The organism is Nostoc sp. DedQUE12b (assembly GCF_034530835.1).
In the GTDB taxonomy this organism is placed as follows: Bacteria; Cyanobacteriota; Cyanobacteriia; order Cyanobacteriales; family Nostocaceae; genus Nostoc.
In genome coordinates, this window is the sequence record NZ_JAVRCI010000009.1 from 132139 (window position 1) to 157681 (window position 25543).

27 protein-coding genes are annotated in these 25543 nt (G+C 41.0%); 17 read left to right on the forward strand and 10 right to left on the reverse strand.

Annotated features, from left to right (window positions below; translation table 11 throughout):
- Positions 1-106 precede the first annotated feature (106 nt).
- Both RMY16_RS07295 and RMY16_RS07300 read left to right on the forward strand, forming a co-directional pair.
- On the forward strand, positions 107-1669 hold the full coding sequence (locus RMY16_RS07295) for a hypothetical protein (protein WP_322735811.1): 1563 nt from the start codon (positions 107-109) through the stop codon (positions 1667-1669).
- Positions 1670-1988: 319 nt separating this feature from the next.
- Complete coding sequence (locus RMY16_RS07300) at positions 1989-2180, forward strand: hypothetical protein (protein WP_322667322.1); 192 nt, start codon at positions 1989-1991, stop codon at positions 2178-2180.
- Between the two features lie 183 nt (positions 2181-2363).
- Here the strand turns inward: RMY16_RS07300 and RMY16_RS07305 are convergent, their stop codons facing one another.
- From RMY16_RS07305 to RMY16_RS07330, 6 genes are all read right to left on the reverse strand, one after another.
- Positions 2364-2768, reverse strand: coding sequence for a hypothetical protein (locus tag RMY16_RS07305; protein WP_322667321.1), 405 nt, complete (start codon positions 2766-2768; stop codon positions 2364-2366).
- Between the two features lie 442 nt (positions 2769-3210).
- The gene (gene hisA / locus RMY16_RS07310; protein WP_322735812.1) at positions 3211-3984 is read right to left on the reverse strand and encodes a 1-(5-phosphoribosyl)-5-[(5-phosphoribosylamino)methylideneamino]imidazole-4-carboxamide isomerase; all 774 of its coding nucleotides are present in this window, start codon (positions 3982-3984) and stop codon (positions 3211-3213) included.
- Positions 3985-4031: 47 nt separating this feature from the next.
- Positions 4032-4331 (reverse strand): DUF3593 domain-containing protein, encoded by a 300-nt coding sequence (locus RMY16_RS07315; RefSeq protein WP_099099640.1) that lies wholly within the window; start codon positions 4329-4331, stop codon positions 4032-4034.
- Positions 4328-4663: a DUF2499 domain-containing protein gene (locus RMY16_RS07320; RefSeq protein ID WP_322667319.1), complete on the reverse strand. Its 336-nt coding sequence runs from the start codon at positions 4661-4663 to the stop codon at positions 4328-4330. Before RMY16_RS07320 ends, RMY16_RS07315 begins: the two co-directional genes overlap by 4 nt.
- Positions 4664-4786: 123 nt before the next feature.
- Positions 4787-5785 (reverse strand): glycosyltransferase family 2 protein, encoded by a 999-nt coding sequence (locus tag RMY16_RS07325; protein ID WP_322735813.1) that lies wholly within the window; start codon positions 5783-5785, stop codon positions 4787-4789.
- A 113-nt stretch (positions 5786-5898) separates the two neighbouring features.
- Positions 5899-6597: a TVP38/TMEM64 family protein gene (locus RMY16_RS07330; RefSeq protein ID WP_322735814.1), complete on the reverse strand. Its 699-nt coding sequence runs from the start codon at positions 6595-6597 to the stop codon at positions 5899-5901.
- A 103-nt stretch (positions 6598-6700) separates the two neighbouring features.
- Here RMY16_RS07330 and RMY16_RS07335 point away from each other — a divergent pair, with 103 nt between their 5' ends.
- The 4 genes from RMY16_RS07335 to RMY16_RS07350 all read left to right on the forward strand — a co-directional run bounded on the left by RMY16_RS07335 (position 6701) and on the right by RMY16_RS07350 (position 8824).
- Positions 6701-6850 (forward strand): hypothetical protein, encoded by a 150-nt coding sequence (locus RMY16_RS07335; protein WP_322667316.1) that lies wholly within the window; start codon positions 6701-6703, stop codon positions 6848-6850.
- A 199-nt stretch (positions 6851-7049) separates the two neighbouring features.
- Entirely contained in the window at positions 7050-8096 is a 1047-nt protein-coding gene (gene csaB, locus RMY16_RS07340; RefSeq protein ID WP_322735815.1) for a polysaccharide pyruvyl transferase CsaB, read from the forward strand.
- Positions 8097-8126: 30 nt separating this feature from the next.
- A complete protein-coding gene (locus tag RMY16_RS07345) occupies positions 8127-8444 on the forward strand; it encodes a hypothetical protein (RefSeq protein ID WP_322735817.1) in 318 nt (105 codons plus the stop codon).
- Positions 8441-8824: an aspartyl protease gene (locus tag RMY16_RS07350; RefSeq protein ID WP_322735818.1), complete on the forward strand. Its 384-nt coding sequence runs from the start codon at positions 8441-8443 to the stop codon at positions 8822-8824. Before RMY16_RS07345 ends, RMY16_RS07350 begins: the two co-directional genes overlap by 4 nt.
- A gap of 275 nt (positions 8825-9099) precedes the next feature.
- Here RMY16_RS07350 and pgeF read toward each other — a convergent pair whose 3' ends face one another.
- Complete coding sequence (pgeF, locus tag RMY16_RS07355; RefSeq protein ID WP_322735819.1) at positions 9100-9885, reverse strand: peptidoglycan editing factor PgeF; 786 nt, start codon at positions 9883-9885, stop codon at positions 9100-9102.
- A 77-nt stretch (positions 9886-9962) separates the two neighbouring features.
- Here pgeF and RMY16_RS07360 point away from each other — a divergent pair, with 77 nt between their 5' ends.
- Positions 9963-10787, forward strand: coding sequence for a biotin--[acetyl-CoA-carboxylase] ligase (locus RMY16_RS07360; protein WP_322735821.1), 825 nt, complete (start codon positions 9963-9965; stop codon positions 10785-10787).
- 84 nt (positions 10788-10871) lie between these two features.
- Positions 10872-12473, forward strand: coding sequence for a M23 family metallopeptidase (locus RMY16_RS07365; RefSeq protein ID WP_322735823.1), 1602 nt, complete (start codon positions 10872-10874; stop codon positions 12471-12473).
- A gap of 86 nt (positions 12474-12559) precedes the next feature.
- On the opposite strand, the gene RMY16_RS07370 is transcribed toward RMY16_RS07365, so the two are convergent.
- Entirely contained in the window at positions 12560-13240 is a 681-nt protein-coding gene (locus tag RMY16_RS07370) for a riboflavin synthase (protein ID WP_322735824.1), read from the reverse strand.
- 340 nt (positions 13241-13580) lie between these two features.
- Here RMY16_RS07370 and RMY16_RS07375 point away from each other — a divergent pair, with 340 nt between their 5' ends.
- The 6 genes from RMY16_RS07375 (at position 13581) to RMY16_RS07400 (ending at position 20105) form a co-directional block, all read left to right on the forward strand.
- The gene (locus RMY16_RS07375; protein WP_100901288.1) at positions 13581-14078 is read left to right on the forward strand and encodes a bifunctional nuclease family protein; all 498 of its coding nucleotides are present in this window, start codon (positions 13581-13583) and stop codon (positions 14076-14078) included.
- Between the two features lie 154 nt (positions 14079-14232).
- Positions 14233-15363: an aldo/keto reductase gene (locus RMY16_RS07380; protein ID WP_322735825.1), complete on the forward strand. Its 1131-nt coding sequence runs from the start codon at positions 14233-14235 to the stop codon at positions 15361-15363.
- Positions 15364-15674: 311 nt separating this feature from the next.
- Positions 15675-17378, forward strand: coding sequence for an ABC transporter ATP-binding protein (locus RMY16_RS07385; protein ID WP_322735826.1), 1704 nt, complete (start codon positions 15675-15677; stop codon positions 17376-17378).
- Positions 17379-17549: 171 nt separating this feature from the next.
- The gene (locus RMY16_RS07390) at positions 17550-18167 is read left to right on the forward strand and encodes a Uma2 family endonuclease (RefSeq protein ID WP_322735827.1); all 618 of its coding nucleotides are present in this window, start codon (positions 17550-17552) and stop codon (positions 18165-18167) included.
- Positions 18168-18315: 148 nt separating this feature from the next.
- On the forward strand, positions 18316-19452 hold the full coding sequence (locus tag RMY16_RS07395; protein WP_322735828.1) for an AAA family ATPase: 1137 nt from the start codon (positions 18316-18318) through the stop codon (positions 19450-19452).
- Positions 19453-19454: 2 nt separating this feature from the next.
- Positions 19455-20105 carry a DUF3226 domain-containing protein gene (locus tag RMY16_RS07400; RefSeq protein ID WP_322735829.1) on the forward strand — a complete coding sequence of 217 codons (651 nt, stop codon included), beginning with the start codon at positions 19455-19457 and terminating at the stop codon, positions 20103-20105.
- Positions 20106-20112: 7 nt separating this feature from the next.
- Here RMY16_RS07400 and RMY16_RS07405 read toward each other — a convergent pair whose 3' ends face one another.
- Complete coding sequence (locus tag RMY16_RS07405) at positions 20113-20991, reverse strand: LysR family transcriptional regulator (RefSeq protein WP_322735830.1); 879 nt, start codon at positions 20989-20991, stop codon at positions 20113-20115.
- 687 nt (positions 20992-21678) lie between these two features.
- Between RMY16_RS07405 and RMY16_RS07410 the strand changes: the two genes are divergently transcribed.
- Both RMY16_RS07410 and RMY16_RS07415 read left to right on the forward strand, forming a co-directional pair.
- Complete coding sequence (locus tag RMY16_RS07410) at positions 21679-22236, forward strand: hypothetical protein (RefSeq protein ID WP_292774879.1); 558 nt, start codon at positions 21679-21681, stop codon at positions 22234-22236.
- Positions 22237-22313: 77 nt separating this feature from the next.
- Positions 22314-22958: a DUF3318 domain-containing protein gene (locus tag RMY16_RS07415; RefSeq protein ID WP_322667291.1), complete on the forward strand. Its 645-nt coding sequence runs from the start codon at positions 22314-22316 to the stop codon at positions 22956-22958.
- Between the two features lie 413 nt (positions 22959-23371).
- Here RMY16_RS07415 and RMY16_RS07420 read toward each other — a convergent pair whose 3' ends face one another.
- Entirely contained in the window at positions 23372-24169 is a 798-nt protein-coding gene (locus RMY16_RS07420; RefSeq protein WP_322667289.1) for a 7-carboxy-7-deazaguanine synthase QueE, read from the reverse strand.
- Between the two features lie 198 nt (positions 24170-24367).
- On the opposite strand from RMY16_RS07420, the gene RMY16_RS07425 reads away from it, so the two are divergent.
- Positions 24368-25417: a sugar transferase gene (locus RMY16_RS07425; protein WP_322672252.1), complete on the forward strand. Its 1050-nt coding sequence runs from the start codon at positions 24368-24370 to the stop codon at positions 25415-25417.
- Positions 25418-25543 lie beyond the last annotated feature (126 nt).

The window sequence follows — 25543 nt, forward strand, 5'->3', positions numbered from 1 at the left end:
ATGAGTAATAATTCATAAGTCAGAATCCATCTGTCTGAATAGTTAAAGAATCAGAATATTATCTGAAGATAATCGCATTTATAGCAATCTTGATGATCCAAACAACTTGGATTCTGAACTAACAATGTTAAACAATAAAATTAGCAAATATACTTCAAAATTACCTTTGAATTCTCCTTGGTTTATTATTATTCTTTTTTCTTTTATTGGTTTAATAGGTATTCTTAACCATTCAATGTGGCGAGATGAACTAAATCCCTGGCTGATTGTCAGAGATAGTGGCTCATTGGGGGATTTAATTGCAAATATTCGTTATGAAGGTCATCCTGTTCTATGGTATTTTTCTCTGGCAATTCTGAGAAAAATAGTCGATGATCCTATTATCATGCAAATTTTCCATTTGGCAATTACTGTTGTTTCAGTTTCACTTTTTTGCCTATATAGCCCTTTTAACTATCAACAAAAACTTCTATTTTCCTTTGGCTTCTTTCCTTTTTACGAATATCTTTTAATTTCTCGAAACTATGCCTTTAGTATGTTATTTGTTTTTGCATTCTGTACAGTTTTTGCATCTAGAAAAATAACTTATACTTATTTGGCAATTCTATTGGGTTTACTAGCAAATAGTAGTGCTTATGGTTTACTAGTATCATTTTCTTTATTATTGACTCTGCTGGTTGAATTTTGTTTTGATAGTGAACATCGGCAGCAGTATTTTAGTCAAACCAAAAAGTATGACTTATTTTTAAGTATTTTAATTATCACATTATGTTTTATTTTATCCATTTATATTATTACTCCTCCGACAGATAGTTATCTTCACGGTGGATTAAATAATGGTTGGCTAATAGAATTAGATATCCGTCATTTGTTGAGAAGCGTCGGCAGAGTATTTGGTAGTTATTTATTAATTATTCCTACACATAAAAGATGGTTAGATTTAATTGTTTGTGCGACAATTGCTTTATTTATTGTAATTTTAACTTTAATAAAATTATCTGAAAAGCCAGTTATTTTCTTTTTCTACATGATAGGCAATTGTATATTATTTGCCTTTACATACTTGAGATTTATAGGTATGCCACGGCATTTTGGACATTTTTATTTAGTTCTGATAGCAGCTTTATGGCTGGGAAGTTATTATCAAAAATCTATAGTTTTACTCAATAAAATTTCTATTCTTCCACGTTCAATTACATTTATTTATAAATGGCATTATATCGTTTTGATGCTCATTTTTTATGTCCAGTTTGGGGGAGGAATTTATAGTTTTTCAAGAGATTTAGTTATACCATTTTCTGCTAGTCGCGAAACAGCCCAATATATTCAAAAATCTGGATTAGATAATGAGTTTATTGTTGCCAGTCGAGATGCGAATATGGCTCCTTTATCGGGTTATCTCAATCGAAAGTTTTACTATCCAGAGATTGAAAAAATGGGAAGCTTTACTTTATTTAAAAAAGGTCGTCAAGAAGTGGAACTAACTGAGATATTAAGTCAAATTAATTCTCTACTTGAAAATCAAAATGGGCCAACGAAAGTTTTGCTGATTTTAAATAAAAAACTGAATGTCAACCGCAATGATTTGAAAATTGTTCCGATCAAAGATTTTCAGAGAGGCTGGGTGGATAATGAAAGATATTATCTTTATTGGGTAGATGAAGTATAAGAATAATGCGCCATAGAACTTTGTAGTTTAATATAGTATAGACTTTTTTGTACTAGAGGATCAGGAAATACATTTAAATGTGTCGCCAAAACACGTCAAAAATAACGCTTTTGCATCATTTGACTAGCTTACCACCGCTGATAACTAGCTGGGATGCGTGAGGCTAATCTACACTGGAATAAGAGAATGTGTGTTTAACTGACTTAGATATCAAAACTGAGGAGTTTTGTCATACCTTCTCGGTGTTGCTCATGAGGTGATTACCTCGTGTGGTAAAACTTAACTTAAATTCTGTCAGTTACTAACGGAGTTGATGGGAATGAGTACCTTAATTTTTATTGGCTTGATAGGAGTTTACGGAGGCGGCGTTTGGAAGTTTTGGAAGGGGTTTGAACGGACTAATTTTAATCCAAATTTGACCAATCGCATTGGTTTATCTTTGCTATGGCCAGCTTTGTTTATTACAAATCAGTCTTATCGTCGAAACTTTAGAAAGGCGTTGAAGGGCTAGGGATTACTATTAAACCTAACGTCATTTAATCCTGACGGTGGTATATATCTCAAATAAATTTAACCTAACCTCGCTTCCCTGGTAGGGAAGCGAGGTTAGGTTTGCTCTTTTTACGAAGCAGAGGAATTAGGGGAGATAAGTTCGTAAATCGTTAGCAAATATTTCAACTGATGAATTTACGAATTATTTACCATTGGTTAATAGATGAATTGCTGCACCTACAGCGGCACCATCAACAGCATTGCCAAGAGTATCTCTTTTATCGCCAGTAACTACGCCTGTTACTGCGCTAGCTCCTGCACCAACTCCGACATCTTGAGCAGCGTTCCGGTGACGGCGATTGCGAGTATTTCTCAAACCATTTGCACCATTGACGGCTGCACCAGTGACACCACCCTTAACAGCATTCCCTAATACACTGCCATTTCCCCTAACAGCTCCGGTTACAACGTTGGTAACAGCCCCAATACCTGCATCTCTTAGTACTTGATCATCAGCAGCAGCGGGTTTGGCGGGAACTAAGGTTACACCAGCTAAACTTGCAGCCATGAGGCTGGGTAAAAGTGCGCGTTTTAGGATTTTATTCATTGTGTTACCTTCTCAAAACATCAAACAATTTTCTAAAAATTTAAGTTACTAGAGTCTGATAAAATCTGAGTTTTTTATCTGAACCACAGCAACTATTTATTGTTTGAGAACATATATATCATTGCATTTGCAAAGTCATAACTACATCTACTGAAAGCATGAATATAAATTCAGTCCAAAGAAGGCCTTGCTGATTTTTTAAATCATACAAGGGATTACATCTTGACAAAATAAATTAAATATGAAATGTAGATTTTTCGCAATTAGCAAGAGATTTGTAATGAGGAATAATGTAGTGTTTACCTTATCTATCTAAAGATAGTTGTTAAAATAATTAAACTAATATCAATTCAATTAATGATTGCAATACATTCTTGGGTAAAGACGCGATCAATCGCGTCTCTACAAGATGGTCTATTTGTCGAACTTGCCACAAAAATTGTCAAGCAAAAGTAGAAAAACCGAGATTGGGTGGAATATCCTGAATTCGCCCAGGCCCGATCGCTCGTAATGCTTCTTTGAGTAAAATATCCCCAGTATATAAGGCACGTCCGACAATTACGCCAGTCACGCCTTGAGGTTCTAACGCCAACAAACTCAACAAGTCGGTGACAGAACTTACCCCGCCAGAAGCAATTATTGGGATGGAAATTGCTGCTACAAGTTCTCGCAAAGCTTCTAAATTTGGGCCTGTAAGTGTACCATCCCGGTGGATATCTGTGTAAATTATGGCGGCTGCGCCCAATTCTTGCATTTGTACAGCTAGTTGAGTTGCTAAAACTTCCGAGGTTTCTAACCAGCCGCGAGTTGCTACTTTGCCGTTACGGGCATCAATACCGATAATAATCTGTTCAGGAAATTCTTGGCAGAGTTCTTGCACTAACTGGGGTTGTTCTACGGCAATGGTTCCGAGAATTGCCCACTGTATGCCTAGATTAAATACTTGTTGTACACTGGTGCGATCGCGCAATCCTCCACCAATTTCAATGGGTACTGACACTGCTTGAGCGATCGCTTCAATTGCCCCCAAATTTACTACTTTACCTGCTTTAGCACCATCTAAATCAACTATATGCAATCTGGTAGCACCTTGATCTACCCACTGTTTGGCAACATCACCAGGATTTTCGCTAAAAACTTGGGAGCGATCGTAGTCTCCCTGATACAGCCGCACACAGTGGCCTTCTAGTAAATCAATCGCTGGAATTACGTCCATTTAACTCTTCCTCATTGCAATCAAAACGCTATCTATCGCTGAATTTACTATTTTTCATTTTTCATTTGTAATTGCCTTACAGCTTGCCCAAAACCTAGCACAAGCAAGATGTTAGAAAGCGTTAAAAATAGTTCTGCACTACCGTGCAACCAATCCACATTGGCTAAAGACTCGCCATAATGCAATACAGCATAAATTCCTGCCGGGATGGTAATGGCAACAAAGACGAGAGTGCCGTAAAATCCATACAACGCTAAACGCGGCATTTGCGGACTGCGGCTGATAAACCACAAGAAACCCAAATAGGGAAACAGTGAAAGTGCAAATAGGGTTTCTTTAGAAATCATTGCTCTGATTTGATAGGTTTTGGTTCAACAGTGTTAACAGATTTGGTAGAACGCCAAATCAAAAACGCCGCCGCCCAAAGCGTAAAATTACCAACTAAAGTCATAGTAGCTTGAAGCGTTACCAGCCATTCCAAAGATTCGGCGTTGTCGAAATAATGCCAGGTACAGGCACACATAGCGCTGACTAAAGCTGGTAACATCGCCAGGGATAATCCCCACCAGCTGCGGTTATTAGTCAGTTCGCCGTAAGTCCAGATTAACCAAATGGCGACAATCCACTCTATAACGCTAGAAACATGAATAATCCAGGTGGGAATCGAAAGGGTGTGCATAAGAAAGTTAGGAGTTCGGAGTTAGGGATTTGGAGTGGACAGTAGCACTGTCAAGGTGATATGTAGCTTGAATTTTATATTTGTTTAAACAAACCTTTATTATGCAACGCCAAATAAAGATTTTTATTTGTAAGCGTCTTCTAAATTATCTAGTTTGTCAGAATTGCTCGTTGAGTTGGAGGTTTTGCGCGCAAAACCACCTACTTCTGCCAAAGTATAGAGGGGTCTGGCTTTAACTTCTTCGTAGATCCGCCCTATATATTCGCCTAAGATGCCAACACTGACTAACTGCACAGATCCGAGAAAGAAAATTGCCATCAAAATAATCGTAAACCCAGTTAAAGGGGAATGGGGGACAAAAAGACGCCAATATAAGACTAATAAAGCCATGAAGATGGCGGCCGCTGCTGCTATTAAGCCTAAGTAGGTTGATAACCGCAGTGGCACTATTGAAAAAGACACTAAACCATTGATAGCAAGGGCTAAGGATTTGCTAAAAGTGTATTTAACTTCCCCAGCAAAGCGGGGGTTGCGCTCGAACCGAATTGCTGTTTGCTGAAAGCCAACCCAAGAACGCAAACCACGAATATAACGGTTACGTTCTGGCATAGAATTGAGAATATCTACAATCTGCCGATCCATTAGACAAAAATCACCAGTATCAGTAGGAATCTCTACATCTGCAAGCTTCTTAAGGATGCGATAAAAGAAATAGGCAGTAAAACGCTTAAACCATCCTTCTTTTTGGCGTTGAGTGCGTTGAGCGTAGACGACTTGATAGCCCTGTCGCCATTTTTCAACCATGTCGGGGATTAGTTCTGGTGGGTCTTGTAAGTCAGCATCAAGGATGACAATAACTTGACCCCGGACAAAATTAAGACCAGCAGTTACAGCAATTTGATGACCAAAGTTACGAGCAAAGCTCAGATAGCAAATGCGCGGGTCTTTTTGATGAAGTTCTCGTAGTAATTGTAGGGAGCGATCGCGGCTACCATCATTGATTAAAATTAATTCGACAAGCCCATCCATCCGATTCATGACTGCACTCAGTCTGCGGTACAGTTCTGGAATAATTTCTTCTTCGTTATAGATTGGAACAATGAATGAATACTTTGGTAACATCTAAAAATATTGTTTAATTTTTTAACAGCTGATAGACTGCTTGTAATTATAAAGATTTGCTTCTCACCATACCTAATAAGACTTAAGTCAGATTGTTATAGTTTATTTATTCTTTAGGTTGAGTCATCTGAAGAGTCTGATTTTTTCAGCCTTTCTACAGCTTTTTTGGGAAAAGTTTGACGATGGCGATACCAAGTAGACCCGGCTACGAGCGTTCCAGTTAAGCCTAATGCAAGTATTAGCGGCAAAAAATCGCCTGTATTCACTGCCTTCAGACCAGAACTACCTAGTAGTACAAAAGGTAAGACACTAGGAACAGTACCAAGTGTTGTACCGAGAACATAATCTTTAAAACTGATTGAAGTCAGTCCCGCGACAAAGTTGACCAAGCCATAAGGCATGATTGGTACTAATCGGATGGCAAACATATAAAAAAGCCCTCCACGACGCACCTCAGCATCCATAGCTTGCCAGCGTCCTGCTAGTCGTTTTGCAACTGCTTTGCGTCCAATAGTTCGAGTAAAAACAAAGGCAATTATTGCCGCAATGACTGCTCCAACACTAGTCCAGACAGTACCCAGCCAAGGGCCAAAAATAGCACCTCCAGTCAAATTTAGTACCGTTGAGGGCAAAACTAACATGGTTGCCACAACGTACAAAGCAATATAAATAATAGGTGCCCAGATACCAGAAGATTTCAGCAAAGCTTGAATTTGTACTGGTTCAATGCCGCCAAGAAGATATATGGTTATACCAGTTGCAATTATGCAACTCAACGTGAGTAGCATAATACCAGTTTTCAAGTTCCACATTAGAACTCTACTCCTACTTTTTGTGTAACAAAACCCATCTTTTGAAAATTTAAATCCTTGTAGAGACGCGAAATTTCGAGTTTCTACAAGGATTTTTCACTAAATGTCTATTGTATTAGCTAGTTTTAAACAGAAGCGATCGCAACCTTTATCCAAGTATCGAAGTATCCAAGCACAGACCAAGAAACCGCAGAGTAGCAAGATTTGTGTCAATGAAACCGGAAGTGAACATTTCGGAGTCGAAAAAATGTAAGTAACTATAGCGCCTGCTATCCTGGTTAGAACAAGTCTGCTATGGATAACTGTGACAGTAGCTCTCTGACGATTTGGCAATAATAAATTGTCCTAAGTTGTTTGACCATTGCTATAGAACTTGGGAATGAGTTTACCATCTATATGGGAGACAGAGATTCATTTAACAATAGCTATTAATCCAAAATCTAAAATCCAAAATGGTCAACATACGGGCATTATTGTCTGGGTATTATGGTAAAGGTAATGGTGGTGACGAAGCTTTATTGGCAACGCTTTTGCAAATGTTACCATCTCACGTAACGCCTGTGGTGCTTTCTGGTAATCCAGAAGAAACCCGCGATCGCTACAATGTAGAAACCTACGATCGCATGGCTCCCTTAGCTGTACTACAAGCTTTACGTTCTTGTGATGCCTTGATTTGGGGTGGCGGGAGTCTCATTCAAGATGTTACCAGTACCATCAGCCCATTTTATTATGGGGGACTGATGGCATTGGCGCAGAAAATGGGTTTGAAAACTGTTGCTTGGGCGCAGGGTATTGGCCCTTTAGTGCGTCCACAAACTCGTTGGTTGGCACGGCAAACCTTTGGTAATTGTACCAAAATCAGTGTCCGCGATCGCGCCAGTGCGGCTTTATTATCTGATTGGCAAATTCCTTGTATTATAGCTCCTGACCCGGTTTGGGCGTTGGAATCTCAACCAGTACCAGGACTTTGGGATTTACCTGCGCCAAGGGTTGCGGTAACGTTGCGATCGCATCCCCAACTTACGGAAATACGTTTAGCAAACTTAACTCGTGCTTTGGTTGACTTTCAAAAAGCTACACAGGCTTTTATTTTATTACTGCCGTTTCAAAAAAGTGAAGATTTAAGTATTGCCGAAGCTATTCAACCACATCTTAAAGATGTTAGCAAGATTGTGTGTCTGGAAGATCCGCAACTTTTAAAAGGTGTGTTTCGCGGCGTTGAAATGGCAATTGGGATGCGTTTGCACAGTTTAATTATGGCTGCGGCTGTTGGTTGTCGTTGCTTTGCTCTCAGTTATGACCCCAAAGTAAATCGTCTCATGGAAGACTTAGAAATGCCTGGGTGGGATTTAGCAAGTTTACCCGATGACCCCAATTTGATTGGTCTGACTTGGATAGAGCATTATGCCAATGGCGATCCTTTATCATCAGAGAAAATCCAATCTTTGGTGGATGGTGCTTTACTGCACTGCGAGTTGTTGAGTGAAGCCTTAAGTTAAGTTTTTGTCTCGATATGAATAGGGAATGATATGACACAGATATCCCAGCCAAGACGCACCCGCATTTTACCAGCATCAACCTTACTCTCTGAAGAAGTACACCAGCGTCAGGAACAACGTGATGCTCTTGCTATGCGGTGTCGTGCTGTTTTCGAGCGTTTACGTCCAACTTTGATCGAAACGTATTATAACTGGCATATTGCTATCGACCCTGAAACAGAACAGTATCTCATCGATCCAACACTCTTGGGGATAATGCAAAAAATTCATGATGCTTATGGCAATACTAACGAAGTAAAACTTACTATATTCCGACTCAACGATACAGGAACCTGCGGCAGGTTATGATTTCAGGTTCGTTTGGCGATAATGGCGAACTATTATTTGAAATTCAGCTTGTTGCTGCTAATAATGACAAATTTTCTGTTGAAGCTTTACTAGATACTGGGTTTACAGATGGTTGGTTAGCTATCAATACTCAAGACTTGGAAGTATTGGAGTGGTCATTGATGACCGCACAAATTGAAATGCGGACAGCACGAGGGGAAGCACGATTCGATATCTATGAAGGCAAACTTATTATTGATGGAACTGAAGTTATAATTCCCGTCCATGTCGGAGATGACATTCCTGATACCATAATAGGTTCGTTGTGGCTGGACATTATGCAGTTGGTCGTTAATAAACCAAAAGGAATATTAACCCTTGAAATGGTAGATAGGAATTAATCTACTTACAAAATTCAGTCAAAACTTAGGAAAAGCAAATATACCAGGCGATTAGAAATCGCAGCTACACAAACGAACGCAAGTGCGTCTCGCAGAGAAGTCCGCATACGCAAACTTAAAGAATTTGAAACCCAGGATCGGTAGCTTTTGTCTGTATAGCCGCATTCGCGTCAGCGTGCCGGAGGCTCTATTCAATTCGCCAGGGCAGGTGTTTTTACACTCATTGAGATGCTCCCATCTAAAACATCCTAACTATCCTGTAATGAGAATATAGGCTAGTAACTCGTTTTCTTGCTGACAATCCCTGACCACTGTACTTTTTTCTCTTTTTCGCGACGATAAGAAAAGAAATGCTCTGGAGTTTGGAAAGTACAATAAGGTGCGATCGCAATTTGTTCTGCACTAATCCCCATGTTTTCCAGTTGTAAGGTATTCACTCGCCGCACATCCAACCTTACTTTTCCTGGATCTGGATCTTCTCGCAAAGGTGAATTTGGTAGTTCACGTAGTGCAGTGACAATTTTTTCTTCATCATTATGTGATATAATACTAGCCCCAATTTCGGCAGCCACTTCGGTTGAGACTTGGTAAACCTCACCAGCGATCGCTGGGCCCATCGCAATGCGTAAATCATCGAGTTTACTGCCTTGAGATTGTAATCGAGCGATCGCCAAGGGAACAATCTTTTTAGCAGTCCCCCGCCAACCCGCGTGTAATGCCGCCACCCGTCCAGTTCGTACATCCCCAATCAACACGGGTGTACAATCTGCACTAGCTACCCAAACGGCTTGTAGAGGCTGCTCGCTCATTAAACCATCCGCTGACGCTAAATCCTCCTCAGCAGAGCTTAAGAAACTTTCAACTTCTTGGGGGGTGAGAACAGTATTGCCATGAACCTGCTTTAAGCGATAGACTGATGCCTCTGGTTGCAATACTTCTGTGATAACTTGTGGCGATCGCGGCCAAAACTGCTGGGTAAAGAAGCCGTGATGCCAACGTTCCAGAATACTACAAGTTAGATAGGGCAGTCCTTCCCAATTGCGCCAGTGCCAAGTGTGCATCTTCAACCAAACCTAAACAGAAATCACTCATCAGCCAATCAATGCTAACTTGAACAACGGAATTTGGGTTAACTGCTGTGGAATTTAATCTGCAAAACTTGGAAGCAGCCTTGCAAGCAGGGCGTAAGCATACATATTTACCATTTTCTCTTCATTTTTTTGAAAACGTCTCCTCAACCAACCAAACTCTTTGGAACTTACTCAACCAAGGGGCTATTTCAGGAACAGTAGTAATCGCAACTGTGCAATCTGCTGGGCGGGGACAATGGGGCCGCCAGTGGATTTCTCCGGTTGGCGGATTATATGTTTCCGTGGCGATTTCTTTCGACCACAAAATAGAAGCTACTGACAGCTATCAGCTAACTTTCGCTACTGCTTGGGGAATTGCGTCGCAATTGCGCCAATGCGGTATAGATGTTGGGATAAAATGGCCCAATGATTTAGTTTTAAATGGTCGCAAACTAGGCGGCATTTTGACAGAAACCAAAGTAAACAAAGGACAAATTACCCAAGCAGTAATCGGTGTTGGTATTAACTGGACGAACCCAGTCCCAGAAACTGGAATCAATCTGGAATCGTGGCAAGCTTCCCAAGATATTAGACCAATTTCTTGTCTGGAAATGCTCACCTCTAGAGTCTTGCTGGGAATAGAATCCGGTATAGAGTGCCTTTTTCAAGAAGGAGTAAGCATACTCTTGTCTCGCTATTTAGATTTGCTTACAAACATGGGCGATCGCGTGTATGTTAATAATCTTTCAGGTACAGTAGTTGGGGTAACTCCTCAAGGAAATTTACGAGTTTATTTAGAAACACATCATCCAAAGGGACTAATTACACCGGAAATTTATATTCAACCCGGTACAATCAGTTTGGGGTACCATAAATCTTCCGTTTCAATTTGAGGTTTGTTCAAAATTCCGCTCTTTGGGCAAGACAAACCACTAGCATCATCTCTTTAGGCTAATTACACACAACTGAGAGAACAAATGACGCAGCGCAATAATTCTGCCCATCATCGTTTGCATTACTTATGGCAGCAAGGTCTAACAAAAAAACGTTTTGCTTCAACATTACCAGCTCAAAGCCTCTGTTGGCTGAGTAGCGTTAGCCTCCTTAGCGGCGGCTTTGTGTTTGCCCAAACGGAAACACAAATAGACAACATCGTTCCCACTGTTGAAAGTTCTCAACCAACAGCAGTTACAAATCCAGTTAACACTGAGCGTTCGCGCAGCGTCTCGCAGAGAAGCCGAAGTGTTAAAAAACAGGCTGTTGCACTGGAAACGCCTCAAGCGCAACCGGAATTTTCCCAACGACGAGCCAGACTCAGACAGAGACTAGGCAAGCCGGAGGTTGCTCAATCAAAAGAGCCAGTTAGGCAGTCTACACCCAAAATCGAAGCTGCTGAACCTGTGGTGATTATCAGACAGTCAAAGCCCAAAGTAGAAGCCTCCCAGGTTACTCCTGTAAGGGTGAGACAGGAAAAACCCAATACCCCTGCCCGCTATGCACCTGAAAAACTTCCAGTAGTTGCTCAACCATCAAATAACTCTAACAACCCTGTCAGTGCAACGGCGGAAAAAACCAAGGATTATAATAACGCTTATATCGATCCTAATAGTTATGACAGTGGTGCAACAGGTACTTATCAAGCACCAAACTCTGTAATTGTTACAGAACGCTCCAGTGGTTGTCGAGCCATTTTGCCGTCAGGGCAAAGCGTATTAGGCGGCGTTTGCGCCAAAGTACCGCAGAGGAGTGTAGCTGATTCTAATGGTAAACCAGCACCTAATTGGCTCAGAAGAAGTCAAAACGCCCAATTAGCAGTAGTTTCACCAGCGCGGAAAATTGCAACTACTGGCAACACCAGTAAATGGGGTGCTGCTCAAAGTGGTTCTAGCAGTGTCACCAAGAGCGCATTTCGCTCGAATCGGTTTATCCCGACTCCCAGCGAGTTTAGCCCTACAAGAGTGAGTGCAACTCCCATTGCACCAAGTGGTGGGACTTTACCGCCACCAATGGCAGATGGTAACATTGCACCCCGCCCCAGCAACGTAACTTACGACTTCTCGCTGGCATCAGTATTGCCGCAAATCCCCTACATGGGGAGAGTTGCATATAGTGGTACGGGAATGATGTATCCTCTGTCTATTCCCGCTTCCATCACTTCTGTATTTGGTTGGCGAGTTCATCCAATCACAGGTAATCAACGCTTCCATGCTGGTACAGACATAGGTGCGCCTACGGGTACGCCAGTTTTGGCAGTTGCTGCTGGTCAAGTAGAAACTGCTAGCTGGTTGGGCGGTTATGGTTTAACCGTTACCCTGAATCACAAATCGGCTCAACAAACCCTCTACGGTCACATGTCAGAAATCTTTGTTAAACCCGGTCAGTGGGTAGAACCTGGAACTGTCATCGGTCAAGTTGGCAGTACTGGTAACTCCACAGGCCCTCACCTGCACTTTGAAGTCCGTCACCTGTCACCAAACGGGTGGGTTGCTACTGACCCAGGTGTGCATTTACAAAGTGCCCTCAGTCAGTTAGTGCGAGGTTTGCAAACCGCTCAGGTAAGCCAAGAACCAGGCAGTTAGAAGAAAGTTAGGAATGAGGAGTGAAGAGTGAAGAGTTATGAATTTAAAACTCCTAACTCCTAACTCTTAACTCCTAACTTCTTGAGTTACAAATACCCGTGTTCTGCTAAGAATGCGGGTGTAATGCCATCTATACTATTGTCATCAGTGGCTCTAGTGTGGGGATTGCCAGAATAAAGGAATTTTTCCACGTATTTGCCGAGAATATCCCCTTCTAGATTCACCAAACTCCCAGCAACCAAATAGCGAAGATTTGTCTCGCTATATGTCAGGGGAATTACCGCTACTTTGAATTGGGAAAGTTCTGGTTCATAATCGGCGACTGTGAGACTGATGCCATTGACGGCAATGCTACCTTTGGGGACAATGTAGCGTGCGATCGCAACGGAAGCAATAAAGGTCATTTCCCAAGAACTAGCCGTTTGTTGTGCCACTAGCAATCGACCGATGCCATCTACATGACCCATCACAAAATGACCGCCAACTTTGCTGCCTACCTTGAGCGACGCTTCTAAATTGACATATCTCCTTTGGGTTTGCTCACCTCCCAAGGTTGTCCGGCGTAGAGTTTCCGGTGAAGCCGTGGCAATAAACCCGTCTTTTAAAACTTGTTCTACTGTCAGGCAAACACCATCTACAGCAACACTGTCACCATAAGCCAAATCTTGCATAATTACTTCACCCGACTGGCTTACACAAGTAATTTGCCAAGAATCACCCCCCAAGGGTTCCATCGTTCCTAATGCCTGGATTAATCCTGTAAACACGGCTTTTTTGTCAAACTAACTCTATTTATTGCCTAATTTTGCCTGAAATCAATTGGTAATTGTCACAGAAATCTCGAATATCCAAGTATATTTTCTGACTTTTTTTCGCATAGGAATATTAACACATTAGCATCCTTCACAGGGCATACTTGGGTAAGAAGGTTATTGTCTAAGAAGACCAATTTGACTTACTCTGGTTTTCACCACAAGTTCGGAGTTTAATAGAAGCAATTATAGAGAACGAATGCTTATGTTTATTACTGTCACCAAACCGCCTAAAAATGGGTGCTATTTATTACACGGCATCCAAGACTCTCGAAGCATTGTAGAGGCTTAGGCAATGATTGAAATGAAAGTCGCTGGCATAGCATTAGATGCCATAACCCGTAGCCCGATTGTCCTTTTGAAAGATTCTTCAGATCGGCGGGCTTTGCCAATTTACATTGGTCAGGAACAGGCTAGGGCAATTATGGGTGCGCTGGAGAATCAAAAGCCTCCCAGACCCTTAACCCACGACCTGATTGTGAATCTTCTAGAGACTTGGAATATGACTCTAGAAAAGGTGATCATTCATTCCCTGCAAAAGGATACATTTTATGCAGCTTTAATTGTCCAGCAAGGCGAGGTCAAAAAAGAAATTGATGCGCGTCCTAGCGATGCGATCGCTATTGCCCTCCGTACAAATACTCCCATTTGGGTAATGGAAGAAGTTATTGCCGATGCTTCTATCCCTGTAGATCGCGATGCAGATGAAGCCGAACAGCAAGCCTTCCGTGAATTTATTTCTAATCTCCGTCCTGAAGATTTGATCAAGCGGTTTGGTAATGACGACAGCTAGGAGAGTTCTGAGTGCTGAGTGGGGAGTGCTGAGAAAGAATAGAGAATCTAGAGAATAAAATAAATTTCTTTATTCTTTCTTTTTCACTCTTGTACAGACAATATTAATCGTATTTATACTCAGCACTCAGCACTCACTACTCAGAACTGAATTTATGCAATATCGACGCTTTGGAAAAACGAATCTGCGCCTCTCAGTTTTTTCCTTGGGAACAATGCGCTACCTGGCTGATTTTGAAAATGCTCACCAGACCATAGAACAAGCTTTAGCGCTAGGAATTAATCATCTAGAAACCGCCAGAGGTTACGGCAAAAGCGAGGAGTATCTTGGTAGAGCGCTAAAAGCTGGGTTGTCAGTACCCCGAACGAAGCTTTATGTCACTACCAAAATCTCAGCCACAGCAGATGCTGACACCATGCGTCGGTGCATCGACGAATCCCTAGAACGATTACAGCTTGATTATTTAGATTGCTTGGGTGTTCATGGTTTGAACACTTGGCAACATTTAGAGTGGGTGCAAGCCAAAAATGGCTGTATGCAAGCAGTAGAGGAAGCTGTTGCTGATGGCCGAGTACGACACGTTGGTTTTTCCACCCACGGACCATTAGAGGTAATTCAGGCAGCAATCAACACAGATTTATTTGAATTTGTCAATCTGCATTATTACTATTTCTTCCAACGGCACGCACCAGCAATTCAACTAGCTGCCGAAAAGGATATGGGCATTTTCATTATTTCCCCTGCTGATAAAGGAGGACGCCTCTACACACCACCACAAACTCTAAAAGACCTGTGTTCTCCGTATTTACCCTTAGAATTGAGTTATCGATTTTTACTTTCCCATCACCGTATTACTACTTTGAGTATAGGACCAGCTAACCCAGGTGAATTAAGAGAACCTTTGCAAGTTGCTGACCATGATAGAGAGTTAACATCAGCAGAAATTTCCGCTTTCCAACGGTTAGAAAATCACCAAAAACTTGCTTTGGAAACTGATAATTGTAGCCAGTGTTATGCTTGTTTGCCTTGTCCAGAAAATATCAATATTCCAGAGGTATTGCGGTTACGTAATCTTGCCGTGGCATACGAGATGAAAGACTATGGCCAATATCGTTACGGAATGTTTGAAAATGCAGGCCATTGGTTCCCTGGAATGAAAGGCAACCGTTGTACAGAATGCGGTGATTGCTTGCCTCGCTGTCCAGAAAAGTTAGATATTCCAGCTTTGTTAAAAGATACTCACCAAAAATTAAATGGGAAAGCAGGTAGGAGATTGTGGGGATAAAAATGTAAACAGGAGTCAGAATTCAGAATTCTGAATATCGGTTAACTTAAGTATGGAAGTAACCACTCAGTCGCACACCGTCATTTTAGCTCCTGAATTCTGAGTTCTTTTTTGGTAAAATTTATAAAGATTAAATAAAGTCAGGAAGATCCGCTGCACCTGGGGTATCTCGCGGAAAAAAAGATGAAAATTAAAAAAAAAGAAATATTCTACGCCAATCACTAACGGTTTTCCGCTACAGTGGACGGGCTGTAAGCTTGATATGGACTACTAGCCGATCGCTTACTATTTTTCTGGCTAGTTTAACTTTAATGGCTGGTCTTTTACCGGCGGCAATATCCTACATTAGTAAGTTAATTGTTGATGCAGTGGTATTTGCATCTCAACCTAATCTACAAAGCGATGGTTTTGTCAATATTTATCCCTCGTTGTTTTATGTAGGATTAGAAGCGATCGCTGTAATTTTACTAGCAGGCAGTCAGCGAGGAATCATCATTTGTCAGTCGTTATTGCGGGCGCTAATGGGTCAGCGAGTAAATGTACTCATTTTAGAAAAGGCGCTGACACTGGATCTTAGGCAGTTTGAAGACTCAGAATTTTATGACAAATTGACCAATGCCCGACGAGAAGCATCGGTTCGTCCCCTTTCCCTAGTAAACCGCACCTTTGGATTGGTGCAAAATGCCCTTTCCCTGATTACTTACGGTATTTTGCTAGTAAATTTCTCAGTTTGGGCAGTGGTGGTACTGATTCTGGCAGCTATGCCTGTATTTATTGCCGAAACAAAATTTGCTGGAGAAGCCTTTCGCTTATTTAGTTGGCGTGCGGCAGAAACCCGACAACAGCACTACTTAGAAAATCTATTAGCAAGAGAAGATTTTGTCACAGAAGTCAAACTTTACCAGTTGGGAGAGATGCTGCTAGGACGTTATCGCAGCCTATTTGAACAACTATATGGTGAAGACCGTGATTTAACTCTCCGGCGAGGATTGTGGGGATATCTCTTGAGTTTGGTCAGTACTGGTGCTTTTTACTTAGCTTATGCTTGGATTGTGCTGGAAACAGTGTTAGGTAAGATTTCCTTGGGAGATATGACAATGTATCTCACCGTTTTTCGCCAAGGACAATCTACTTTTTCCAATGCCCTCACCTCTATTGGAGGGATGTATGAAGATAACCTATATCTATCAAATCTCTACGATTTTCTGGAAGAAGAAGTACCAAAATCTTGGGGAAAGGCAACCATTGGTTTAAATCCCCAAGATGGTATCCGTTTTGAGAATGTCTCATTTACTTATCCGGGAAGTTCCAAGCCAGCATTGAGAAATATTTCGCTGCATCTCAAACCCAGAGAAAAACTGGCAATTGTGGGTGAAAACGGTTCCGGTAAGACTACTTTAATTAAACTACTTACCCGACTTTACACGCCAGACTCAGGGCGAATTTTCTTAGATGGCTTGGATTTGCAGGAATGGGATGTGGATGTGTTGCGGCGTCGTGTTGGTGTGATTTTTCAGAACTTTGTCCGCTACCAGTTTACTGTGGGGGAGAATATTGGCGTGGGCGATGTAGAACATCTTGAAAACAAAATACAGTGGAAAACTGCTGCTGAAAAAGGCATGGCCCAATCTTTTATTGACCAATTACCCCAAAGCTTTCAGACTCAACTTGGTCGTTGGTTTAAAGGAGGACAAGAACTTTCTGGGGGACAGTGGCAAAAAATTGCTCTTTCTCGTGCTTTTATGCGATCGCAAGCAGATATCTTGGTCTTAGATGAACCAACATCAGCAATAGATGCCCAAGCTGAGTTTGAGATTTTCAATCATTTTCGCGCTATTACTCAAAATCAGATGGTACTTTTGATTTCCCATCGCTTCTCGACGGTACGAATGGCTGACAAAATTCTAGTTATAGAAAACGGCGAAGTTATAGAACAGGGAACTCACGAAGAATTGTTACAGCTAGGAGGACGTTATGCCAAATTGTTTCTCTTACAAGCCGCCGGTTATCAATAGGAAAAGAAGTTAAAAGACTATGTGAATTGAGATAGCGATGCCTACAGTCGGCTGCGCCTACGCTCACTTTGTAAAAAGCACATAACATCTTTATCTAACCACGTTAAACTGTTCAGTAAATATGGCTCATTAGACAATCCATATCGTTAAACATTGCTACCCGATAAAATTATGCAAATAACAAAACAGCGATACTATACCCCAGAGGAATATTTAGAGCTAGAAGAATCTGCTGACTACAAAAGTGAATACATTGATGGGCAAATAATTCCTATGGCGGGTGGAACAGCAAATCACAATCGTATAGCTGGTAATTTCTATGCTGTGTTAAACTTCGCGTTCAGACAAGAAGAATACGAAGTGTTTAATAGCGATATGCGTCTGTGGATACACCAAAAGCGTATCTACACGTATCCAGATGTGACAGTAATAGTCGGTGAACCAGAATTTTTTAACAACCGTACAGATATTATTACAAATCCCCAAGTTATTGTTGAGGTTTTGTCTAAATCTACTAAAAACTACGATCGCGAAGATAAATTTCAGGCTTACCGAACTATTTCCACTTTCCAAGAATATCTATTAATTGACCAAACACGAATTCATGTAGATCAATTTTCCAAAACTGGGAAAAAGCAATGGGCGCTTCGTGAATATGATGAAGAAGATGAAGCGATCGCACTTGTAACTGTACCATTTGAGATTTCTCTACAAGATTTATACAATAAGGTGAAGTTTGAGGCTGTTGAGCCAGAAGGCGAAAGTGCTGATGTTGAGGGATTGGGGTAAAGTGCGTAGGCGTAGCCCATCGAAGATATCGCTTAATTTATCTCAATTGACAAAGGCGATCGCTTGTTTTTGCTCAAGTGAGAAGTGTTAAGAGTGCTTATACTAAATACTAGTCATTAAATCTTTGTTGTCTGCGGCTAGCAAAATTATGTTGAAGACGATAAAAATAGAGAATTTCCGTAGTTTTCAATCTTTCGAGCTTCAGCAGCTTGGTAGAGTAAACCTGCTCGTTGGTAAAAATAATATCGGTAAAACATCAATACTAGAAGCAATTCAACTTTTATGCTCACGGAATAATCTTGATCCACTACGTAAGACAATGACTAACCGGAGTGAATATTTTTTTGATGATGAGCGTAGTGAACGTAGGTTAAGGTCAGATCAAGACCTTGATGTTCGCCACCTTTTTTATGGTCACGAAATTGAACTGGGGAGCAAATTTTCAATAACAGGTACTAATGGCAATATTCAAGAGGAGCTTGTTGTATCAATAGAAGAACGCAAAATTTCTTCAACAGAGCAACTTAGCTTATTGCCTGAGTTTCTATATGATGAAGTGTCAGATGCATTAAGGGAACTAGACTTCAGTATTAACTGGAATTATGGGCGAGAAGAAAAGCCTTGGAGATTACCGCTATCAGCTAATGGTGGACTTCCTATAGAGGATTATCCTCGCCAATTGCGTAAATATACTAAAAATTCAGTACCAAAAATACAATTTATAACATCATCTTCTTTAGAAACCGAGAAGATGATAGAACTATTTGATCAGATAGTACTAACGCCTGAAGAAAAACTTGTAGAGCAGGCACTTCATAGAATAGACTCTAAAATTCAACGGATTGCTCCAGTTAGTTCTCGAAAGTCCAGGTATTCCTTAGATTCGAGGGGCGGTTTTTTTGTACTTCTTTCTGATAGTAATCAGCGTGTACCAATTGGTAGTATGGGTGATGGTATTTGGCGTATCTTAGGACTCGCACTCGCTACAGTGTGTGCTAAAGATGGATACTTATTTGTTGATGAGATTGATACCGGACTCCATTTTACAGCTATGTCTGATATGTGGAAACTGATTTGGGAAACAGCCAAAAGATTAAATGTGCAAGTTTTCGCAACTACACACAATAGTGATTGTTGGACAAGTTTAGCTACTATTGCAGAGCAGGAAAACGCAAATGAGGATGGTATTAGAATTCACAGAATTGAGAAAGGTAAAGAAACAAGTGTAGTCTTCACTGAACCTCAAATTGTCATTGCTGCCGAAAGAGAAATTGAGGTACGTTAGTAATGGCAAAAGCTTATAAACCCAAGAAACTGTTAGTAGAAGGACAAGAAGATTTACGAGTTATACCAGAATTAATAGAAAAAAACGGAATTCGTTGGGGTGAGAATAAAAGGGAAGCAATTGTATCAATACAAGATTGCGAAGGTTACGAAAACATTGATGCAAACCTTATATCTACTGAATTACAAGCATCAGGACTCACCCATTTAGGCGTGATAATAGACGCAGATGAAGATTTGCCTGCACGTTGGACAAGCATAAGAAATGCTTGTTTGCCAAGTATCCCCGACATTCCTGAAGAAATATCAGAGGCAGGACTTATTCACGTTACAAAAAATGGAATTAAGTTTGGTATCTGGATTATGCCAGATAACCAAATGAGAGGTATGTTAGAGAGCTTTTTAGGTTATATGATTAGAGATGAAAGCGAAACTATTTGGCAATATGCTCAGGAAGTAGCACAAGAAGCAAAAAGCAAAGGAGCATCATTCAAAGATTCTTATCTTGATAAAGCTAAAATTTACACTTGGCTAGCATGGCAAGAAGAGCCAGGAAGACAACTGCATCAAGCAATAAAGTATGAAATTTTGAATTCTCAACATCCAAAGGTGCAGACCTTTTTAATATGGTTTAAAAATCTGTATAACTTATAATATTTTGCTATTTTAAAAACGCAATTTGTAGAAATTCCCTTAGCACAGGTGTTATATCTTCTTCCCGCCAGACTATGGCCGTTTCTACTAATGGTGTTTTCTCCTCCAGAGTACGATAAACTACACCAGTTCTCTGAAGATTTTGCAATGAAGACGGTGCGATCGCAATCCCCATTCCTGCTGAAACCAATCCGATAATCGTCTGCATCTGAATCGCTTCTTGAGTTACTTTTGGGCTGAAGTCTCCTTGCTGACAAAGGCTTACGATTTGGTCGTAAAGTCCGGGGCCCAAATGGCGAGGGAACATGATAAAGTTTTCGTTTACTAGCGATCGCACTGAAATCTTTTCTTGTTCAGCTAAAGAATGAGTTTCCAACATAGCGACAATTAACGCTTCTTGCTGAATGCACTCTTGATTGAGTGTCTTGTCTTCTAAGGGCGGATGGGCAAAACCTACATGAATGTGCCGATTCTGTAGCGCTTGCTCCTGCTGAGTTGTGGTTAATTCTTGCAATACCAACTCTACTTCTGGAAACTGTTCTCTAAACCGCCGCAAAATCACAGGAAGCAAATCGTAAGTTACCAAACTGGTAAACCCAATTCGTAATTGTCCCTTTTCACCTCTTCCCGTTTTTTGGGTTAGCTCAATTGCTTTTTGGAGTTGAGCTAAAAGTTGATAAGACTCTTGCAAAAAAACTTCCCCTGCTTCTGTTAGTTGTACTTGTCGTTTGGTTTTACGGTGAAACAGTTCTACTCCCAATTGCTTCTCTAATTGCTGAATTTGCTGGCTTAAGGGCGGTTGAGCAATGTGCAATCGCTCGGCGGCTCTACTGAAGTGCAGTTCTTCAGCGACAGCAATAAAGTAGCGCAGATGTCGCAGTTCCATCTTTTTGATATTTTATAAGTTTCAATTATCTATAAATATATAAACGCAGAGAGGCGCAAGGTAGCGCAGAGGTTTTAGAGAATTTGTAACAAAAACTAGAGGTGCAATCGCTATTATTAATGCTGATTTACGCATAAAATTTCTTGATATTCATACTAAAAAAAGTATTGCTAGCTACAATAATTATGTGGAAATAATTTGTTAATTATAATATAAAAATGTATCATTTAATATGCTATATTATTCACTTTTAAAAGTAGTAATTGAGGGTTTTATGGATATTTTAAAAAACTCAGATATTATGTATAAATTATTTAAACTTAGCTTTATATTTCAATTTGCCTACAAATCCTGCCACTATGCTTGCTCTAGCAATACATTCATTTAAATTATAAAAAATTAAACTTTATCCAAGTTAGTGCTATATATTTCACTGGCTAAGATTTGAAAAATAGTAATTATTGCTTCTTAAATAATGAGTAAGAGTCATTCAAAAAATATCATTCATAGCGCCGAACAATCTTCTATTTTTCTCATCTTCAATGCCCTATGCCCCATAACCTATGCTCAATACCTTAATTGCATACTTCTATGGGATTAGAAGTATCCACACCAACCCAAACAAATACCCCTACCAGGTTAAACTAGGTCTGGTAACAACTGCTCCACGTTCCTTATGAGGCTTTTATGGGAGCTAACCTCAAACAGATTGCCAACTATTTAGACAACCTTGGTTGGGACTACCGTTTTGATGATGAAGAAGACCGAATTATAACAGGTGTAGAGGCTGATAACCTAGAAGATTTCCTAATAGTTGTCCAACTGGATGAAGAAGGAAAATTTTTTCGGGTATTTGCCCCTCAAGTTCTGGGAGGAATCCAAGACCATCCTCACAAGGCAGCTATCCTTCAGACAATGCTTGCCATTTCCTGGGAAACCAAAATGTTGCAATGGGAGTATGACCCATCCGATGGTGAAATTCGTGCCATTATTGAGTTTCCTTTAGAAGACTCGATTCTTACAGAAAAACAATTTCACCGTTGTCTGAGTGGATTAATTCAGATTGTGGATGGCATAGCAATACCTCGCTTGACAGAAGTGATGGCAACAGGTCTCGATCCGGGGAATATAGAACTTGGGGAAAGACTGTTACTCAGTATTCAAGAAGAAGCCCCAGGATTGTTAGATTTACTAGAAAAAGCAATGGAAGCACGAAAAAAGCGAGGAAGTTTTCCTAGTGAGTGAGACGGATCATCACTTAAATAGCTATACTCCAAAGTGATACCCTCACTATATACTGAAATTTTCTGGGGCTGGATATTATGACATCCTATGCAACCTCCTCTGCCAAAGCGGAAATGAGCGAACTCCGGCGGTTGAAAACCTTACTACCACCAGAACTGCAAAGCTGGGTTACGGTAGAAGGCACAACTGAGGTCAATCCACCCCTGGTTCGCTGCGAAGAAATTGGGAAAGACCAGGTAGAAATTCAAATTGATTTAGTGAAATGGGATGCCCTCGCAATGGATCAGCGTAATCTGCTGTTCTGGCATGAGGTTGCTCGCGTTCAAAATGACACAATTCCTAAAGATGGTTGGGAAATGGCAGCTCTAGCCATCGGTTTAGGTGGTGCTGTAGGGGAATTGTGGGTACAAGATGGATTGCTGCTGGTGTTAGCTTTGTCGCTTTGTGGCGTGTCAGGCTGGCGACTCTACCAAAAGAATAATGGGGAAAAGCAACTAAGAGAATTGCTCAATGCTGATGAGAAAGCGATCGCTTTAGCAACTCGTTTTGGTTATAGCCTTCCCAATGCCTACAAGAGTCTTGGTAGCGCCTTGAAAACCCTGATTGATAATACTCCTAGTAAGCGCCAACGAGCGAGATACGAAGCAAGACTCTCTGCCCTCAAACGCAGTGCCAATAAGGCAAAAGCTAAATCCAAAGCTCCAGATGAGGGCGCACTATAGCAACCAGAAATTAGGTTGGGTGGGTATTGCCTACCCCCGAAATACCTAAATCAATTTGAGTTTGACGAACCTCTCCCTGCCTTGAACTTTAGTTCAAGTTTCTCTCCGAGTCAGGGAGGCAAGATTTTACGTAATAAAACCTCTTAGGGTCTCAATACTTCTCGGGTTTTGGGGAAAAGGGGAAAGGGAAAAGGGAAAGAAAAACCTTTAACCCTTACCCTTTACCCTTTACCCCAAACCCGATTCCGAGTTAAAAATGCACAAAGCGAGAAGTATTGCTTAGGGTCTTTTGATTCGGCTCATGAGACTGCCTACTAAGGGGGCCGCTGCCTGCCTAATTAGCGGCAACAGCCCAATTACCATTTCATAAAATCTTACTTTTTTCTTGACTACATCTTTATCAAACTAAAATTTTACAACTGGTTCAGCATTTTATGCGTTTGGGGGATCACGCGCACGTGCCTGACAAACCCCTTCATCAAAGCTTGCCACGTCAAAACTTGATCGCTGGAAGGCGCAAGTACAGGTATTGGAGAAAATTGTTCTGATACTGCCAAAGGCGTAACAGGTTGTAAAAATACTGGGATATCTGGACTAACCTTTGCCACCAACGAAGCTGAACGTTCCAACTCGGCGGGATCTGTGTTTTGAGACACAATTATCTTGACAAAAACATTTAAATATGAGTCATGACATAACTGGAGAAATTTACTATGTTCTTGCCAATGACTTTCGCCGCTAACACTGGGCAATTTGAAATCCATACCTACAGAGTCTAAGTATGGGATAATCATTGCTAGTTGTTCTGGGCGATGTCCGCCAGTTTCTAAGTATATAGGTAGACCAGTTATGGCTCGCACTTGTGGTAGAAACTGCGTTAGAAATGAGGCATGAAGAAGTGGTTCGCCGCCAGTTAAGCTAATGCTATCGTGTAGAGAAGGCAGATTTTGCTGTTCCACCCATTCGATTAATGTGGGTAATGGAACGGGGTTAGAGTAGATTTTAAAGTCGCGCAATCCAGGCGATCGCTCTATCCGACAAGTAGTAGGTGCACTCCAAGTGTGGGCACTATCACAAAAGTGACAGCGCAAATCACACAAAGCAAAACGAATAAATATCTGACGTGTCCCTACATTCAGTCCTTCCCCTTGAATGGCAGAAAAGACCTCAATCAGGCGTGCGGTAGGTGTAACCGTATTTTTAGCAATCATTTGATCAGAGCAACGCGATCGCGCTGCGTCGGCACAACAGCAAGGATGTTTTTTGGCTTCTTGTTCTATTGTGAATCGTCGCTAGCGATCTCCAATCTCAGCCCCGGTAAATAGCAGTTAGTCCTGATTACCACTAATTCCGATATTAGGTTAAGTAATTTTGTAGGACAAAGTAATGTTTGGCATATTACATTATACATGGCAACGAAAGTGCAGAGCTTCATGACTAGCCAACCGACAGAGGTCGATTTTCCAGTTAATTCCCTAAACGACATGGCTATAGTGCAGGTGCCGACGCGGTTGAGCGTGCTGGAGGCTTTAGGCTTTAAGCAAACCTGCCAAGGCTTAATTGGGCCCAATTCACATCCTAAGCAAATCATCATTGACTTTCACCAAACTACTTTTATCGATAGTAGTGGTTTAGGTGCCCTGGTAAGTAATTTTAAATACGCTCAGACTAAGGGGATTACATTAACACTGCGGAATGTAACACCTCAAGTCATGGCAGTCCTAAAACTCACAGGGTTGGATCAGGTTTTTGCTTTAGAGCTTCTGGGGGATGGGTCGTTAATAGAACAAGATGACGTAGTAGATAATCGGAAGACAACTTCCCGTAAAGTAGAGCAGTTACCCACTACTCACCCTTCTATGGCATCTTGGATGAAACGGTTCTTAGATATTGTCGGGTCAGTGATTGGTTTATTAATTACAGGAATTTTATTTATTCCAATTGCGATCGCGATTCAAATTAACGATCCCGGGCCCATTTTCTTTAGTCAAATTCGTTGTGGTTGGATGGGTAAGCGGTTTAAAATTTGGAAATTCCGCTCTATGTGTGTGGATGCAGAAGCGAAGAAATCTGAAGTTAAAAACCAAGTGCAAGGTGCTTTTTTCAAGAATGAGAATGACCCCAGAATTACTAAGGTAGGGCGCTTTTTACGGCGAACTAGTCTTGATGAATTACCCCAATTTTGGAACGTCCTCAAAGGAGAGATGAGTTTAGTAGGCACTCGACCACCTACACCCGATGAAGTGGAACGCTATGAAGTACCGGAGTGGCAACGTTTAGATGTAAAACCCGGCATGACTGGCGAATGGCAAGTAAATGGACGTTCTACAGTCCGTAGTTTTGAAGATGTAATTCGTCTGGATTTGCAGTATCAAAAAAATTGGAGTTTAGTGTACGATTTAAAGCTAATTTTCAAAACTATAGCTATTCTGTTTAATAGAAACAGTGGTGCTGTTTAGCTAATTATCCTTATTCACAATTTTTAGGTAACTCGCAACTCTCACGATATTCTTAAATACACCCAAGCCTAAAATAACCTGAGTTCGGGTTAAGCATTGTGAGATAAAAGCCATTCCATCTGAAGG